Genomic DNA, 17,995 nt, shown 5'->3' with positions numbered 1-17,995 from the left:
CTTTTTCCGAAGTCCCGTACAGCTTCGACGAACAGTAGTGCGCCCTACTGCCCAGCTCGTCGAGCTTCTGCGCGCAATCACTGTTTCTATCGGCCCGGAATAATCACGCCTTGCACTGCGCGAATTACTTACCGCGATGCCGCCGGACGACCACGGGCGCATAGGTCAAGATTCAGCACAGGTCCCGGTAAGTTTCCGATTTGACCTCGCGATGGAGCGAGACAAGAGCGCCAGCGGTTGTACTACGCTCGAACAACTTCACACTTACCTTTTTTTAAATGCGAATTACTATTTCGATCATCTTCAGCGCGAAATTTCGTAATGGAGCCGGCCTTCGGACAACCCAGCAGGCGATCGAAAACAGTATGAAAAACACCATTTTGACGGTCGTCGGATGCGCGTTGCTGGTTTGGGTCGGAGCGGCGCATGCACAGACAGGGCGCTACGTGGATAATGGCGATGGCACGATCACCGACAAGAACACCGGGCTCATGTGGGAAAAGAAGACCACGGGCGGCGGTGTGCACGAAGTGAACAACTAGTATTCATGGAGCAAAGATGGGACGCAGCCGAACAGAACGGCCTTCGTAGATTTTTTGGGCACCCTCAACGAAGGGTTGGTGTCCAGTAGAACCGCGCCTATCACTAATTGTTTCGCCTACCACTGTGACTGGCGATTGCCGACGAGCGAGGAACTCCGGGGGATTTTCGATCCAGCCGCGCCTGGCTGTGCGCAGCCCGGAGGATCTCGGATTTTTCCAGTTTCCGCACCGCCCATGCATCGACCCCGCATTTGGGCCGACGAAGCCAAACTTCTACTTGTCGGCCACGACCGACAGCACCAGTTCGAACTACTCATGGGGCGTTAACTTCTCCGATTTCCGCGGCACCTTGGGCAGCGGCACTAAGACCTTTAACCTCTGGGCACGTGCAGTACGCTGAGGCTTTTGGTGATCGATTATTGGGTGATTCGTCGATTGGCTATTTGATAAGGAAATTTCGGTTCACGGAAAGAAGGTATTATGAGAAGCATCAATCCGACGCTTTTTGCATGTGCGCGATATTGTCAGTGGCAGTTCGCACCCAATTCCGCTTGCATCGCGCAATAGTATTGACCGACATTCTAGTCCGATTCAAACTCTGACAACGACTATTTGTTGAAGCGATGCTATCATGGAATTTACGAGCTGGGTTGGCTGGGGTTTGGCAGATACTGCAGCAAATCGAGCTCGTCCGGCGCATCACCAAGCCTGGTTTCAATTTTGGTACAAGGCAACCCGTGCGGAAGGCCACTCTGTTGGCCGGACTGCGGGGAAAGCTGTGTCGCATTCTTTTTCGTTCCGAGCTGTGTTATCCACTACCCTCAATGTTCGCTGCGATCAGACACCGATACGACGCCGGAATCCAAAAATCAGTCGCGGCCGACGCATCGAGGCATCCGTGATCACCAACCGTACGCAGAATTCATGGCTGACCGTTTCGATGGTTCTCGTGCTGGTCTTTCTCCCAGGATACTACGGGAGCATCGCCGCCGCGGAGATACCAGAAACATATGCCTGTAACGAAGGATGGGGACGCGTATGTTCGGTGCTGTTCGTTGGCGATAGTTTCACGCACGGGCGCTATACACCGGTGCGAACCTACAATGCGCAGACACCCGGTGAACCGTGGCAGCCTCCCCAGGTTATCGACGAGAACTATGGCCAGACTGGCGAGCGCGAAGAGTCGCCCGCTGAGTCCGGGCCATGGGGCGGCATTCCGGGGATCTTCTCCGAACTGGCCCAGGAGATGCGCCTCAGCTACGAGGTCCATATTGAGGCCATCTCTGCAACCAGCCTGAAAAAGAACTACGAGGCAGCCTCGGACGTGATCGCGCAAGCGGGCTGGCAGGCAGTGGTGCTGCAGGAACTAAGCGTCAAGCCGCTGCCACGCTCCCTCACCAATAATGATCACAGTGATCCGCCCGGTTTCTGGGCCAGTGTGCAGACGATCGAGCAAGCCGTACACGTAGTTGCGCCAAAAGCCCAGATCATTCTCTACGAAACCTGGGCGAGCGGAGACCTGGCAGAGGAAATCGCTGGCGATCCGACCCAGCCGGGTTTTTCTCAGAAATATATAAAGGCGTTGAACGATGTTCTCGATGCGAACCTCGCCAGTTATCGGTGCGCCGCGCAGCGCGATGGCAAGGTCACCGGTGTCGCACCAGCGGGTGAAGCGTGGCGCCGTGCCTGGAACGACGGACTGGCCAATCCGAATCCCTTTCTATCTCGCCCTTCCGCCCTGCCGCTCCTTTGGTACGGAATCAATGCGGTCAACGATCCTCCCATCAAGAAACCCGACTACCACCATCCCAGCCGGTATGGCGCCTATCTGAGCGGTCTCGTCCTTTTTGTGAAGATGACGGGGGCTGATGTACGCAAACTTGGAGCGAGCGAGCAGGCGGCCGCTGAACTCGGCATCCCCGGCAAGCTTGCATCGCGATTGCAGCAGGAGGCTTGGCTGGCGGTTAAGGGCTTTCCGCTCACGTGGGCGGGTATCACTCCCCGTCCGTGCAGTCTGGTCGACACTGGAGACTAACCGTCTCAATCTTCGAGCCGAAACCGTAGTCCGCTGGTATCAGCGAGGCTTCCACTTCTACTGCCGTAGCAAGGCCCAGATTCAAGAGCCTCGGGTTGTCGCTCGACGAGCTGCCAATCAGAGTCAGAGACGCGCTTTGTTCTCCCGGCAAATAGACGTGATGTAGCTCCGGATTGTAAGCGATGACGTCTACGCCATTGTCAGATGAGATCTGTCCTGTCGGTAGGAGGTAAAGGCGGAATCTACTCTAGCGGCGGGTGACTATTGCCACTTGCAGCGGCAGGCCGCTGATTGCGCCGTCACCGCCGCTTGCCTGGGCGCCGGTGATGGTGATGGCGGACTTTGCGAGCGCCGGTTGGGGTGTGCTGCTGCCGCCGCATCCGGCGGCTGCGACCGCCAGGAGCAGGCCCAGCGACATCATCGCGATCAGCGCGCGCTTGCGCTTGTCGCGCTCGATTAGCGCAAGACAGACGCCGAGCAGAATCAGCCCGAGCATCAGCGGCATCGCGTCTTCAGGATGGGGTGACAACGTGTTCGCGTATGCAAGCTTCAGCGGTCCACCAAGCATTGCCGCATTCCCGGCGATAGTCGCAGTGACGGTGAAGGTCACTGAGCCGCCGGCCGCAACCATCAGCGCCGGGCTGAAGGTAAAGCTATTCGATTCGCCAATCGCGCCGGAGGGCTGCCCGGACTCGCCGGCGCCACTCAGACTCAACCCGGAGAAAAGCCCCGGATGGCTGAGCGCGATCGTAACCGAACCGATGGTCTCAGCCGCTCCTGTATTGTTGACGGCCTCGAACGAGGTGCTCACCTGCTGACCGGGCGTGCCGCTCAGATCCGCCGTCGAGCCGGAAAATTCGGTTGTGCCCATCACGGGCGTTGGCGTCGCGGATGGCGTTGGAGTTGGCGTCGATGTCGGCGTGGGTGACACCGCTGCGAGCACAGTGAAGCCTTTTGAAGCGCTCGATCCATTGTAGGGCGAGCTTGCGCTGAACGCCGCGCTCAGCGTCTCGACTCCATCGCCAGTCGGGGTGACCTGGCACGTCGCATTGCCATTGGAGTCAGTAGCGGACGAGCAAGTCGCTCCACCGACCATGAAGTTCACTTGCTGATCTAAGACCGCGGCTACCGGGCTGCTCGAGACATCGACCAGGTTGGCCGCCACCGTAACGGGAACGCCCTGCGTTCCGCTGGTCGGGCTCTGATTGACGTTAAGGAACGTAACATCGGTTCCACTGGCCCATGTAACCACCGCGTTGTTCGAAGTTACGTTCGAGACCCCGACGGTCGCCGCCGCGCTGAGTGTGTCCACACCTTGATGCACTGCGGTGTAGGCGAATGTCGCCACGCCGCTTTTCGTGTTGGCTTGCAAGGTCTGCGGATTGGCGCCGGTTACGCGCAGCAGAACCGGGGTGCCATCAGGAATACTCGTGTAGTGGAAGGTTGCGGTGAATGTTTGCGAGGTTCCCTGCTGCGGATTGGGACTGATCGTCAGAGGAGTGAGCGAGAGCGATGGTGAAGGATTTGCCGCAGTGTAGGTACATTGCCCGCTGGTATCGGTGATCCTGAATACGGCCACGCCGCGCGCCGCGTATACGCAACCATCGGGCCCAATAGTCATGTCGATGGCCTGGCCATTGTCAGTCACGAGCGTGCTACTTTGGGCCGGCGGAGTGACGCTCAGGTCGAAAGTCCCGATGCCGCCGGGCACTGATCCGTTCAGATTGAAACTCGAAATTAAGAACTGTGCGGCCGCATTCTGCGGACCCTGCGCGATCAAGCCGAGACCGAACGTGTTGGGCACGGCGAGCGTTTCCTGCGTCGGGGTCGAGGGTCCATTGGTGCCGCTGACCTCGACGAGCTGGATGCCGCCGGACGTCGTCGGCACGTAGATCGTGCCGTTGGGCGAGAATGCGATGGTGCCGTTGGGACTGCCGGGCAGCGCGGTATAAAGAGAGGTGGTGGGCGAGACGCTGCCAGGATTCGAGATTCGCCACATCGAGCTGTTGTTGAGGCCCTCGCCGTTGCAATTGTCATCGGCGAAAATGTCGCCGCTCAACGGATCGATCGAGATGATACCCGGGCAGATGAGGTTCGACGCAACGGTGCGTGTGACGTTGCCGCTCGTGGTATCGATCTGAACAACGGCACCCTTGGTATAGTCGAAGGCACTGCCGGTGTTGGTGGCGTTGAGGCCGCCATACAGATTGTCATGGCTGTCGATTCGCACCGTGTCGAGCGTCGTCAGCGGAGTTTGAGTCAGCAGGGTACTTGTACCCGCCACGCCGCCGCCGGGAGGGAACTTGTAGATGTCGCCGGTCGGCTGATCGACGGCGTACAGGTTGCCGTTCGAATCGAACGCGACGCCGAATGCCCCGGGGCATCCGGTGATGCAGATGCTTCCGACACAGAAGTTCTGCGCGAGAAATCCGGTGGCGTACGGCTGCGCGACGAATCCGGGAGCCGCATCGAATGTATTCGAGCACCCGGGCTCGGGCGCATTGCTGAAAGTCACCGATGCGGTCTGCGGGAACGGCAGGTTGCCATCGGTCACGTCAATCGCCGAATAGGTGATGGTCTCGTTGTTCGAGTCGACCGCGGTCAACTGGATCATTCCGTTCGAGTTGGTGACTGGTGGATTGGATCCGCTAATCACAGAGTTACCACCGGTCTGCGAAATCTGTATGAGTTTGCCGGGCGTCGGGCGGCCCAGCGAATCCTGGAGGGTCACCGTGATAGTGGCGGCGGTCTTGCCATCGGCGGTCACCGTGCTCGGCAGCGCCGTGAGACCCGCCGAAGCGGCAGCCGGCGTGACGAAGATCGCCGTGGGCGTGACGCTCGGCGTGAGCTGGATATTGTCGGTGGTATCGGTTGCAGTGAAAGTCACGCTCTCCGAGACGGTATCGGTGACGCTGAACAGCGCCGAGCCGTTAGTGGAATCGGTAACCGCTCTTATAGTGGAAATCTGCGCGCTCGAGCCATTATTGGGTGTAATGCTGACCGTCTTTCCGGGGACACGGAATCCATTTGCGTCAGCGAGCACCACCGAGACGAATTCCTGCGTGTTGCCGTCGGCTGGTGCGCCGTTGCCGGAGGGCGCGATCGAACCCGGGGCAAGATACACTCCCACCTGGGAGACGGTGGCGCTCACCGCACCTGAACTCTGGCCGGTAAGTTGAAGGTATAGCGCCCCCAAGCTGGGCGAGCCCAGTCCAACATGCGCGAAGTCGCTGCCCATCGAGGCCGGGATGTGAAACGCGCCACTGTTTGAAAGCGGATAGATCTGCGGGTTCAGGAACCCCAGCTCTTTGCCGATCTTTTGATTGAGCGCCGCGGTATAAGCCGCCCAACTGGGCGCGGCCATGCTGGTCCCGCCGTTAAGCGTGCCGTTGGGGCATCCGCCATTGTCGGCCTGGCATATGAGCATCCCCTGGGCGGGGTCGGCATTGGTTACGACATCCGGTACTGAGCGCTTCGTGCCGCTAAATCCGCTCTGATACGGCGGGGCGCTAAAGAACTTGCTTACGCCGAATCCGCCTTGACCGGTGACGGGTACCGAGTTGGAGCCGTTCCACCATGTCTCGCTGCCATAAGTAAGTCCGGGGCCGACGGTCATCGAACTGCCGCCGACGGCGGTCAGGTTGGGCGAATCTGCCGGCACCGCCACGGTATTCGGGCTGCCGTCGAGGCAGGTGCTTCCGTTATCACCGCTGCCGCTGAACACGCTGATACCGGCCACTCCCGCTTGTTGCACCAGCGTATCGATGCTGGTGACATCGGCGAGCGTGGTCTGATCCTCGCAGTACGCCCAACTGTTGCTGATGATGTTGACCTTGTCGTCGATCATCTGGCTCAGAACGGATTGGAAACTGCCAGCGCCGGAAAACGGCGCATCGTAAACCGTGACCTTCGCGCCGGGCGCGATCGTCATCACGTCATCGATGTCTATCAGGACTTCGCTTTCGCCCGGGCCGACTGGAACGCCACCGTCTACATCGATCTTGGTCAGATTGTTGATATCAGGCGACGAAAATCCGGCCAGACTGGCGGCGGTTGAGACCAGGTTGATGTAGTCGCTTACGTCGCCCTGGTTGAAACTGTCGAATTCGAGCAGACCGACGGTCTGGCCGGAGCCGGGCGGCGGTGTGGGAGGGTCAACGTTCGCGCGAAGTTGCGCCTCGGTCTGTAGCGATCCTTCCGAATAAAGCAGCAATCCAAGAATGAGAAGAAGCGTGGCAATAAGTATGATGAAGCCCAGCGCTATCGCAAAACCGCCCAAGGCCAGCGATCCGGTCAAGACCGCGTCTATCCCGATGGACGCACTTATACCGGCCCCGGTCAGGCCAGCAACTGGAATCTGCTCGGAGCCATGCTCCGGCCTGGGAAGATTATTGAGTCCGATCACGGCCTCTACGCCGGAGGCAAGGTCTATTGGCAAAGATGGATCGACGTCGTTGGCGTAGAACCTCTGCCCGCCGAGTTGGTAATCGCCAATATGAACGATGAAGGTTTGCTCGACCTGCCGGCGGGTCCCGCGCGCCTCGATCGTCAGCCGACTGGTCGAGCCTTCAATCAGGCGCAAATCGCAGTTGTCCAGGTATCTTAGAATCGATTCATAGCGGGCTCGCGTAGGGCCGAATCGATCCGCGATCTGTTCTTGTGTGAGGAACTTGCCGAAGTTCTCCGAATCTGGATCGTAGACCTCTCGAAAATATTCCGCGAAGCCCTGCTCATCATCGTGATGCAGAACGATTGTCAGAGTGAGCGATTGGTTCGGTTCGTCCGGAGATGGCGCCAGCTTGATGGCCGTCGGCAGCACGCCCAGGACGTGGCCGGGAATCCGCGCCATCTGTAGAGGAAATTCCTGCTGCTGATACCTGGACTGCGAAGCGTAGGCAACCGCGTTCAGGAAAAACAACAACGATGCGGCAGCCAGCCATCGTGCTGAATTCAATCCGACGAATTTGCGGCTCATCCTTGGATACCCTCGTCGGCCGCTCCTCCCGCCATAACCGAGAAAGTGGTGCAGAAAACAACGTAAGGTGAAGAATGCAAAGTTGGGGCGTGCATTAGACCATTCGATAACTACCACGAGGCCACGCGCCTCACGCTCGAGTGGTTTAGCCAGTAAGACGCTCTGCCGCGCCGCGCAGCTAAGTGACGCATCAGCGCGCTTTGAGCAACCGGCCATGAATGACAATCTGTCGAGAGAACTGCTTTGAGTTTACAGACGATTTGGCTGTTCAAGCAGCATTTGGACATGGTTGAGCACCTGTAAGGCGGTTGGCGAGTTCGAGGCGCAGATCGAGGCTGCGCTTGAGTCCTTTTCGCGCCGTCATCGAGCGGCTCGTGACCATCGCGGGAGTTAGCGCAACGGTGGCCAGCGTGATCGTGGCCGAGGTTGGCGTTGACATGAAGCTCTTCCCGACCGTGTGGCGCAGCGCGAGACTTACGGTAGTGGGAATCCGAATGCCGCAACCAGTTTGTCGATATCAGGACTGCCAAGGCCAGTGCCCAAATCGTATCCCGGTCCGATCAGATAAAGGTTGGGAGTTCCGCACACGCCAGACGAATCCACCGTGCAGTTGCTGCCAGGCACCGAAACATCAACCAGCGCGCGACTCCTCAGCGCGGCAAGCAGATAGAGTTGCGGATTGATGTTGCCCAGAAACCGGCTACCTAGATGCTGTTCAATCCGGTGCTGCGCGATCAGTCGCGAGATACCTGCCCACACCGGTGAACTGGCGCTCGTTCCACCAACGGAGGCGAAGCAGGTTGAATTATTATCGTCGCAAGTCAGACCGACCCCCTGCAGCACAGTGTTGGTAGTTGCAACCCAATATCCTGGGGAGTCTCCGCTGGCTGCGATCGAGACATCGGGCACGGCCCGCATCGTAGGCGGCCTTTTCAAACCGTATGGAATGATGCCTAGTTGCCAGAGGGGCCGAGGAATAACCGTGCTTATTCCTCCGCCGCTGGCGCCTTTGGTCGGTGTCGCAACGGGTGTCGGCAGCGGCGTGGCAAACTGCCATACCTGCTCGAAGTTCTTCGTCAGCACTGAGACATCATTGCCGTCGCTGTCATACTCCGGCTGGAACTCCGTGCCGCCAACCACCGTCACGTCGGAACTGGCAAAACTCTCCTCGATACTGGGCTGCTTTCCGGTCGGACCGGATTGATTCCCGGGCTGTCCGCAGACGTAGTTTGCGCCGTAGTCTCCAGATGAGTGGAACACGGTCTGGCCTTGCATCACCGCTCGCGCCTCGAGGTCTTCGTAAACCTGAATCAGCGACCGGCTCGGGCATGGGGAGGCGCTACCGGCTGCTCCACGGTCGTCAATACTCGAACTGATTGCGCCGCAAAGACGCGGATCGGTAACCGCGGCCCTCAGCGTATCCAGTGCGGGCGTCGTCGAGTGGGGAATGGTTGCAACATAGACCTTGATCGGCGTGTTGGGCGCGATCGCATGAGCCCAATCAACATCCAGGTTTGGTTCATTGTCGGACGGCTGCCCGGGCGGTGTAGATGGATCGGTGTAAACAAATGTAATCCTCGCCTCGGGAAGGCAGAACTGGTTGGTAAAGGTGTTCACTACGCCGGTGTCCGTAGCAATCGCCGCCGGCGCTAACGAACAGTCTTCTGGTACCGCTGGCGTGGGTGTTGGCGATGGAACCGTCGGCAAAGTGTCGTATTCGAGCAGTGCGATACAGTCGGGGCCTAAAGTCCCGCCGTTGGCGCCGCTAGACTTACCCTGGGAATTGATGGGAGGCGTCTCGTCGTAAAAGTGCCACATGTCCTGCGGGCCAAAATGCGGACTTGAAGTACCGCCGGGGATTAGATAATCCCGCCCCGCTCCAGTCTCAGCAATTCTCGACTTTCGTGAAGCGAGGTTATCCAGCCCGAGAAACGCCACCACCGATCCCGACAGGCTCGCGGGAATCCGGGGCTCGTTCAGGTTGGCATACAGAGAGCCGTTGCTAACAAACCTGACGCCCAAGGCCTGTTGCACCCGTGCAACCGATCCGTCAAACCTCACTTCCGATTTGCCCAGATCAGCGGATTCGATATCGAACCCCCTGCTACTGAGCCAATCGGTCACCGCTTTCATTTGCTCAGAGGTGGGGCCAAACCGACGTTCAAATTCAGCACTGGTCAACCATTTGTGGAACTGCGGAGAACCCGCTTCTTCGAGTTGATTTTTGAGGCTCTCCATTTCGGCAGCGTGGCGCAAGCTGAGGGCCGCCGTCAGATGGACCTCCATGTCGGGCGGCGCCGCTGCCCAATTCCAATAGTTAGTGAGAAGCGTTTTGCGTGGTGCGGCGGCCTGCGGAAGCGTCCGCTCCCAGGCGAATATCAGAAGTGCCAGCGGCCCCAATAATGCTACAATTAGACGCGATTTATGCCTGACGGATCCTGTTGACATCCGAATTTGATCCTTCCCCTCCAGGTACCGGGCCGGCTTATGGGCGATAAACTGAACTTTCGCGCGTACGCCGTGCGCACGGGACCAGGCCAAATGAGCTCGGTCGCTTTTTCTCTTGTAGTCAGCGTCAGGTTAACAGCCAGTGTGTTATCATTTGAGTTCGGCTACGACAAGCTTTAACGATTAAATTTATTCCACAGCGCCTAAAACATATTGTTTATCGATATAGATAATATCTCATTCTAATAGCCTTGAGATGCTGGTATTAGATTGCAAAAGTGCAACTGCTGTACCTTTCTCACGCCACCAGTGCCGCAGCGGTCCAGGCATCGGTTAACAAATTATGGGTGGCGCATCTCGGTAGGCGCCGCTTCGTGACGTGGCGGGTAGTTTTGATGCGGCGGTCGAAGGCCTGCGCCGGAACCGCTCAAGCCGCCGCATGAGTGGAGATTCAATAGTTGGGCAAAATTCATCGGCAACGAAATATACTCGCCAGTCGAAGGACAATCCTTTTTTGGCTCGACATGTTTCTTCGCCAAGACTGGCAGAGAACGCTGCTCCAGAGGGGCTCTCGTGCGCTATTGCAAATCTCCACAGGATGTCAATAGCCATTGCGAGTTCATGTAGTTTTTAGCTACTGTCTGCTGGTTTTCGGGCTTTCGTGGTTGAAGCATTTTCGAAGGAGAATTGAAGCGAAAAAGGGCCTATGAAAAAGCCACAGTATTTTGCTTTGATGCTGGCGCTCGGACTTGCAACGGCCGCGGCCGGCCGATGCTTCGCCGAATCGGCCGCGCAACTGGGCCTTCCCGACTATATGAACATCATCGTGGGCGACGAAGAGTCCCGCCCTTCGGCGCAGACCGCGACGCAGAACCTGTTGTCGTTGGACCTCGCGATGTTTGGCATTTACGACGACGCCCTCGCCAAATATCAGAAGAACTTCGAGGCACAGCATCCGATCGTCATGGGCCTGTTCAGCAACGAGGGCGGCAGATTTATTCTCTACCGCCCCGGCCAAGCGCCGCTGGAAGCGCCGCCAGTCCCGGTCCAATATCAAATCCTCAAATCAGTCGGTCATTCTGCGCTTGCGATATTTGAATTGACGGGTTCGCACCTCGGCACTGTTGCCGATCATTCCTGGATGGGGCCGATGGCGGCGTTTCGTGCCGCCAATCAAACTGCGTTAGGCACCATCGACGCGAGTGAACTCAGTCCGGGATGGCGACAGAATGAAATCGACGTTCTCAGGGCAAATATCAAGTTCATGGACGAATGCATGAGCCGGGGAACTTACTCGTTTGCGGATATTCAGAGTTATGCAGATCAAGTGAAACCTTTTCTAGAGAAAAACATTCACTGGGGTGCGACGATCCAGGTGGAACATTGGATGAAGGTGTTGAAGGACTGGAAGGAGATGCTCGGTCCTGAATGGGACAATACCTATGCAATCAGCAATACGCTATATGTAGCGCGTCAGAATAATGTGATCTTCAGCGTGCTGGCACAGTTCTTTGGCAAAGAAGCGATGAACACCCGCCTTTTCCTTTTCGAAACTTCCGATTTCGTCACTACTCCCGACCAAATGCTCAACGTGCTGATTCGAACTGTGGCCGATCGCTCAGTCGGCAAAGTCTTCTTCGGTAGCTACTACCTCATGGACTACGAGCTGATGGGCGGTGACGGCCGCCTGGCGATCGAGGCAGAAGACAAAAAGTACGGCCTGCCGATCTTCTTGCCGCCACTGGTCCCTTTCCATTCCAACGAATGGCCATTCCGCATCGATCCGAGCCAGGGTGAGGGCCCCGCGACGATCCAACAGATCAAGTAGATTGGGGTGCCGGTGAAGCGCTCGCAATCCTGGACGCGTGTGGGTCGCGCGATTGGGAGCCGCCGCGCCAGACTGGTATTTGGGCTGCCGTGCATCATCGCGTTGTGCGCCACATCGCCCGGACCGGCACATAGTGACGGTTCCCAGCCGGCAACGTCGCCCAGCGCGACATCCTCGTCAACCGTTTCTGCATTGTTCACTGAGCGCCCGCCTGCCATAGCGGCCAACCCGGGGGCCTCGAATCCGTTCCCAGGGACCGGGCTGCTGGGCAGACTGCTCGGACTCACGCCGGAGTCGGGGATCAAAGTCGGCGGTCTGTGGGCCGGAAATTCCGACTACTTGTTTACGGGAGGACAGAAGCCGCGAACATGGTCGTTCAATAGTCTGTTGATTCTTAACGTCAACCTGAATCTCGACAGGATCGTCGGGCTGCCGGGAGCAACCGTCGATTGTTCGATGCTCGAATTCAATGGGGAGGACGCCAACGAGAAAGCAGGCGTCGTGCAAGGTTACGACGGACTGCCCGGGGTTTCGCCTCTGGTTCGCACGGAGCTTTATCAGCTTGTGTGGAGACAGAGTCTTTTCGAAGACAAGCTCATCGTTCTAGCGGGCAAGAGCGTCCCGACGGTCGACTTCAACAATGTCTCGCGACCGGTGGATGTTTCAGATCCTGCGCGGATGATACCAGCGGTTACGAGCCTTACTTATACTCCGATATTCATAAATCCGGCGATGTTGGGCGTTGCGCCCGGATACTACAATTCCGCGTACGGGATTATGGCCAACTGGGCGCCGAGCAAAAAGTTTTATATCACCTATGGTTTCTACGACGGCGCCCTGGCTGACGGAACACAAACCGGTCTCAAGGAAGCCCCAGTGCTAGATGGCCACTACTTCACTATCGGCGAGGGCGGCTATTGCTGGCTGCTTGGCCGGGAGAAATTGCCGGGCAAGATCGCGGTGGGCGGATGGATTCAAACCGGCGAGCTATACGGACCCGACGAGTCTTTGCCGGGCGGGACCAAACCCGAGTACCAGGTCGCCGAGGAGGGCGCGCAGGGAGCCTATAGCCTGGGTTCGCAACGCTTATGGTATCGAGAGCCCGGTACTGACGACAGTGGCGTTTCGGCTTTTTATCAATTCGGTTTCAACCAATCGAATACCATGTTGATCAACCGCTACTTCGGCCTGGGTCTGACAGACTTCGGACCGATCCCGGGGCGGTTATCAGATTCCCTGGGTGTAGGACTGGCGTGGTCCTGGCTTGACCGGCGTTATGGCTTTCGCAGCAATGAGGCAATGCTCCAGGGCTACTACCAGGCGCATCTCATAGGGAGTTCGTTCATTCAGCCTGTGATAAGTTACATCCCGAACCCCGGACTTAATCCGCGCATTCAGGGTGTGGTGACGGCCACCGCGCAGCTGATCATACTATTCTGAGCAGCGATATAAATTTACCGGACTGAGTGAAATACAGGCACGCAGCAAAGAAAGATGGCTCCCACAAACCTCAATTATACAGCGATAAAACCAAGATCGGCCGCGACTATCGGGTTCACAATCACGTGCCTGATCGTGGCGATGATCCCCGCGGCAGCTCAGGCATGGACTGATTGGATGTCAGAGTTGCCACGCCGGCCAATTCATGTGTCAGCATGGCCGGGCGGAAGAAAAGTCGCAGTTTGTTTCGTCCTCTACGTTGAGGTGTGGGGGATTGGTCAGGGCCCGGATCTCAGGCCTGACACGGTCGCGCGTCATCCGGACCTTTTGAACGAATCATTCCGTCAATACGGAATAACTAATGGAATCCCACGAGTCGGCCAACTCTTCGACGAGCGCTCTCTGCCCTTGAGCATAGCCCTAAACGCCCATTTTCCCGAACAATATCCCGCGGTGTGGAAACAGTTCCGCTCTTTGGTTCCAAAGGCGCCGATTATCGCGCATGGTATGAACAATTCGACCGAACTGTTGCCTCTCCAATCAGGTCTCGCGGGCCAGGAGACCTATATTGAAAAGACCCTGGAGCTGATCCAGAAAGAAACAAAGATTCGATCAACTGGTTGGTCAAGTCCGAGCGTGTATCCAAACGCGCTTACTTTTTCGGCCGTCACTGCCGAGGGCATTACCTACTCTCTTGATGCCATGGATTCCGATTTTCTTTCGAGGCTCGATACCAGATCCGGACCATTGGTGCTGATTCCTTATCCGACAGTTACTGTCGACATGGGCCAATACTTGCAGCGCTTTAAAAACGCGACCGACTTGGAGAAGCTGTGGATAGACTACGTGGATGAGCTGGTCGACGAGGCCAAGCGCCATCCCAATCACGAGGCTTCGATAGTAGCAATTGGAATTCATCCTTTTGTGGTCGGAACGCCAGATGGCGCCCGCGCGCTCGGACGAGTCCTGGATCATTTCAAGGATCAAAAGCTTGTCTGGGTAACGGACGTACAGTCGGTTATCGACTTTGTTGGCGGGAAAGACTAAACGAGCCTGGCCTCGTTGCCTGGATAGAGAGTCCAAGTCAGATCGCAAAAAGCTTCAGCCTTGGATGCGGGAAAAACCACCTGGCCGGAACCGTAAAGCTGAGACCGAAGCCTCGCTGCCGAACGAGGACGCGAGTCCTGTTGCTCCTCGGCTCGAACATCGTCCGAATATTTCATCATCGGGTACGCGAATAAAATTCGGAAAAGACGCGTCAATTTCGAGCTATTGTTCCAGAGTTCTGGAAATAATATGATTCCAGATAACTGGAATCATGGAAAGGCTTATGTTCAGGTAGTGGCTGGTAAACATTCGGCCGCTAACAGAAGTTGTGCGCAGCTTGCAAGGCGCGACTCGCAACCGGACCGCCGGAAACGGCGGTCAACGACACGGAACGGCGATGACTAAAGCAGAGGTAATGGCGGTTCTAGGGGCGCTGTCCCAGGAAACCAGGCTCGAAATTTTCCGGATGCTGGCGCAGCGCGGCCTCGCGGGGATGCCGGCCGGTGAAATTGCCGAGCGAATGAAGCTCCCCTCTCCGACGCTCGCGTTTCATCTCAACAACTTGAAGCATTCGGGGCTGGTAGCTCCTCGCCGGCAGAGCCGAACGGTTTTTTACGACGCCAAGATCCGAACGATAGACGCCGTCATCGATTATCTCGCCGAAAATTGCCGCGGCCGCGTGAAACCATCAACGCGAGAGAAACGCTCGTTCGTCACGCACGGGGACCGACCAATGAACGTGCTCTTTCTATGCACCCGGAACTCGGCCCGCAGCATCATGGCTGAGTGCGCGATGAACCGCTGGGGCGGAGAAAGGTTTCGCGCGTTCAGCGCCGGTAGCGCTCCGGCCGGCACCGTTCACCCCGCCACACTACGGCTGCTTCGGGAATTGAAGTACAAGACCGAAGGATTGAGCAGCAAAAGCTGGGACGGGTTCGCGGTGCCCGATGGCCCGCGGCTGGATTACGTCTTCACCCTTTGCGATCGCGCGGCCGCCGAGACCTGTCCGGCATGGCCGGGACAGCCGTTAACGGCGCACTGGGGCTTCAAGGATCCGCTGGCCTTCAAGGGATCCATCTCCGCGACCCGCAGCCCGTTTCTGAAAACCTACTCCGCGATCGAACAGAAGATCAGAATCTTCACCGCTCTTCCGATCGAGACACTGGAACGATTCGCATTGCAGCGTTGGGTAACCGAGATTGGAAAGCTCGATTTCGCGGCCGCGGCCTAGGTGCGTCTAATGAAAGAAGACGCGAATCCCCCGCCGGCGAAGATCGGGATCAACGGATTCGGGCGTATGGGGCGCCTGGCGCTGCGTGCGGCTTTCATCAATCGCGCATTCGGAATTGCCCACATCAATGAGGTCAAGGGCGGTCCGGAGACCGCTGCTCATCTACTCGAATTTGACAGCGTTCATGGCAGATGGAGAGCGCCGATCGCTTCTGAAGCGAACGCGCTTGTAGTTGAAGGCGAACGAATCAGTTACAGCAACTTCGCCGAGATCCGCGAAACGCCCTGGCGGCAAGCGGGAATCGATATCGTTCTTGAATGCTCCGGCAAGCTTCTAACTCCAGAGGCCCTGCAACCGTACATCGATCAAGGCGTTCGAAAAGTGATCGTCGCCGCGCCGGTCAAGAAAGGCGCCCTCAACGTCGTGATGGGCGTGAACGATCGCCTCTACGATCCAGACCGGTATCACATCGTCACCGCCGCCTCGTGCACCACGAATTGCCTCGCCCCGGTAGTGAAGGTTGTGCATGAGAAGCTCGGCATCCGCCACGGCGTCATCACAACTGTTCATGACGTGACCAATACTCAGACAGTGGTCGATCTGGCGCACAAGGATCTCCGGCGCGCGCGTTCCGCATTGATGTCTCTGATTCCCACGACTACCGGCTCTGCCACTGCGATAGGTCTCATCTATCCGGAACTACAGGGCAAATTGAACGGAATGGCGATTCGAGTGCCGCTGCTCAATGCTTCGCTCACCGACTGCGTATTCGAGGTGGCGCGTTCCACGACGGTCGACGAAGTGAACGGATGCTTGCGCGCTGCTGCCGAAGGCAAGCTGAACGGAATTTTGGGTTTCGAGGCGCGGCCCCTGGTCTCGGTCGATTTCGTCAACGACGCGCGTTCATCGATAGTCGATGGACCTTCGACCATGGTCGTCGACGGAACCCAAGTCAAAGTAATTGCCTGGTACGACAATGAATGGGGCTACGTAAACCGGCTGATTGAACTCGCGGCGAAGGTCGCGGCGAGTCTTCACGCGGGGCAGGACTCCGCGGCCGCGAGATAAGAACCGTGAACAACGCGCTACGCAATTACGCCCTGGTAACCGGTGCATACTGGGGCTTCACACTCACCGACGGCGCGCTGCGGATGCTAGTGCTGCTGCATTTCGATCGGCTCGGATATAGCGCCGTCGAAATCGCGTTCCTGTTTCTGTTCTACGAATTCTTCGGCATCGTCACTAATCTTCTCGGCGGATGGATCGCAGCCCGTGCGGGTCTCAAAGTCACACTCTACGGCGGTCTTCTGCTTCAGATCGGATCGCTCATCATGCTGGCGTTGCTGCAGCCGGCTTGGTCGCGGCTCATGTCGGTTTGCTACGTGATGTCGGCGCAGGCGTTGTCGGGAATCGCCAAAGACCTCACCAAGATGAGCGCCAAGACTGCGATCAAGGTCGTAGTTCCGGAAGGTGCGGAAGGCGCTCTCTTCAAATGGGTCGCACGGCTGACCGGCTCCAAGAATGCACTCAAGGGAGCCGGGTACTTCATGGGCGGCGCACTGCTCGGGGCGCTTGGATTCACGGGTTCGCTCATCGCGATGGCCGTTGGCCTACTCGCTGTGCTGCTCGCGACGGTATTCGCGCTACCGCGCGGGATGGGCAAGGCCAAGACCAAGATCAAGTTTTCGCACCTCTTCTCAAAGAGCTCGGCGGTTAACTGGCTATCGGCCGCCCGATTATTTCTTTTCGCCTCGCGCGATGTCTGGTTTGTGGTCGGGTTGCCGGTGTTTCTCTATTCGGTACTCCACTGGTCATTCTGGCAAGTCGGTGCATTCGCGTCCGCGTGGTTCATCGGCTACGGCTTCGTGCAGGCACTCGTTCCGGAGATCCTGCGGCTAGTCGGGGCACGCGAAGGAGTCACTGGCGACACTGCGCGCCTGTGGGCCTTTGTGCTGGTCGAAATACCGATCTGCCTGGCACTCGCGCTGGGATTAAATGTGAGCCCGGGTCCTGCGCTCATGATCGGGTTGGCCGTATTCATGGTCGTGTTCGCGATCAATTCCTCCGTGCACTCGTACCTGATACTCGCCTATTCCGGTGAGGACGAGGTCGCGGTCAACGTCGGCTTCTACTACATGGCTAATGCGGGCGGGCGGCTTCTGGGCACCTTGCTGTCCGGATTGATCTTCGAGTTTTACGGATTTATCGGCTGTCTTCTGGCTTCGGGCATCATGGTGCTTGCCGCCAGTCTGCTGTCATTCAACCTGCCGCGCGCGCAAGGGGTTCAGCTTACCGTCAAACTCAAAGAAGCTGACGCATGACGCGAGATTGCCGCAACGAGCAGCGCAGGTAAGCGTCGCAATCCCATAAATTTCAGGACGGGAAATCAGCGGAGAAGTCGTGTGAAAATATCTCTCACTAGCGCAATCAGTCTCGCGGCTATCTCGTT

The 17,995-nt window shown here is 57.7% G+C and carries 11 protein-coding genes; 8 read left to right on the top strand and 3 right to left on the bottom strand.

The window, feature by feature from the left end:
* The first annotated feature begins 365 nt into the window (after window positions 1-365).
* Together VMA09_12805 and VMA09_12800 are read left to right on the top strand one after the other, a co-directional pair.
* The gene (locus VMA09_12805) at window positions 366-542 is read left to right on the top strand and encodes a hypothetical protein (GenBank protein HUA34481.1); all 177 of its coding nucleotides are present in this window, start codon (window positions 366-368) and stop codon (window positions 540-542) included.
* Window positions 543-1,440: 898 nt separating this feature from the next.
* Complete coding sequence (locus VMA09_12800) at window positions 1,441-2,577, top strand: hypothetical protein (GenBank protein HUA34480.1); 1,137 nt, start codon at window positions 1,441-1,443, stop codon at window positions 2,575-2,577.
* A gap of 247 nt (window positions 2,578-2,824) precedes the next feature.
* On the opposite strand, the gene VMA09_12795 is transcribed toward VMA09_12800, so the two are convergent.
* From VMA09_12795 to VMA09_12785, 3 genes are all read right to left on the bottom strand, one after another.
* Window positions 2,825-7,552: a protease pro-enzyme activation domain-containing protein gene (locus VMA09_12795; GenBank protein HUA34479.1), complete on the bottom strand. Its 4,728-nt coding sequence runs from the start codon at window positions 7,550-7,552 to the stop codon at window positions 2,825-2,827.
* Between the two features lie 268 nt (window positions 7,553-7,820).
* Window positions 7,821-7,991 carry a hypothetical protein gene (locus VMA09_12790; protein ID HUA34478.1) on the bottom strand — a complete coding sequence of 57 codons (171 nt, stop codon included), beginning with the start codon at window positions 7,989-7,991 and terminating at the stop codon, window positions 7,821-7,823.
* A 35-nt stretch (window positions 7,992-8,026) separates the two neighbouring features.
* Window positions 8,027-10,000, bottom strand: coding sequence for a S53 family peptidase (locus tag VMA09_12785; GenBank protein HUA34477.1), 1,974 nt, complete (start codon window positions 9,998-10,000; stop codon window positions 8,027-8,029).
* A 706-nt stretch (window positions 10,001-10,706) separates the two neighbouring features.
* On the opposite strand from VMA09_12785, the gene VMA09_12780 reads away from it, so the two are divergent.
* The 6 genes from VMA09_12780 to arsJ all read left to right on the top strand — a co-directional run bounded on the left by VMA09_12780 (window position 10,707) and on the right by arsJ (window position 17,867).
* On the top strand, window positions 10,707-11,828 hold the full coding sequence (locus tag VMA09_12780) for a hypothetical protein (protein ID HUA34476.1): 1,122 nt from the start codon (window positions 10,707-10,709) through the stop codon (window positions 11,826-11,828).
* Window positions 11,829-12,020: 192 nt separating this feature from the next.
* Complete coding sequence (locus VMA09_12775; GenBank protein ID HUA34475.1) at window positions 12,021-13,268, top strand: carbohydrate porin; 1,248 nt, start codon at window positions 12,021-12,023, stop codon at window positions 13,266-13,268.
* 177 nt (window positions 13,269-13,445) lie between these two features.
* A complete protein-coding gene (locus tag VMA09_12770; GenBank protein HUA34474.1) occupies window positions 13,446-14,315 on the top strand; it encodes a hypothetical protein in 870 nt (289 codons plus the stop codon).
* A 337-nt stretch (window positions 14,316-14,652) separates the two neighbouring features.
* A complete protein-coding gene (locus tag VMA09_12765) occupies window positions 14,653-15,546 on the top strand; it encodes a metalloregulator ArsR/SmtB family transcription factor (protein ID HUA34473.1) in 894 nt (297 codons plus the stop codon).
* Window positions 15,547-15,555: 9 nt separating this feature from the next.
* Window positions 15,556-16,614, top strand: a complete 1,059-nt coding sequence (locus VMA09_12760) for an ArsJ-associated glyceraldehyde-3-phosphate dehydrogenase (GenBank protein HUA34472.1) — start codon at window positions 15,556-15,558, stop codon at window positions 16,612-16,614.
* A 5-nt stretch (window positions 16,615-16,619) separates the two neighbouring features.
* Window positions 16,620-17,867: an organoarsenical effux MFS transporter ArsJ gene (gene arsJ, locus VMA09_12755; protein HUA34471.1), complete on the top strand. Its 1,248-nt coding sequence runs from the start codon at window positions 16,620-16,622 to the stop codon at window positions 17,865-17,867.
* Window positions 17,868-17,995 lie beyond the last annotated feature (128 nt).

The organism is Candidatus Binataceae bacterium, assembly GCA_035508495.1.
Classification (GTDB): Bacteria; Desulfobacterota; Binatia; order Binatales; family Binataceae; genus JASHPB01.
Note: the sequence above shows the minus strand (reverse complement) of the source record. Positions and strands in the feature narration are given on the sequence as shown.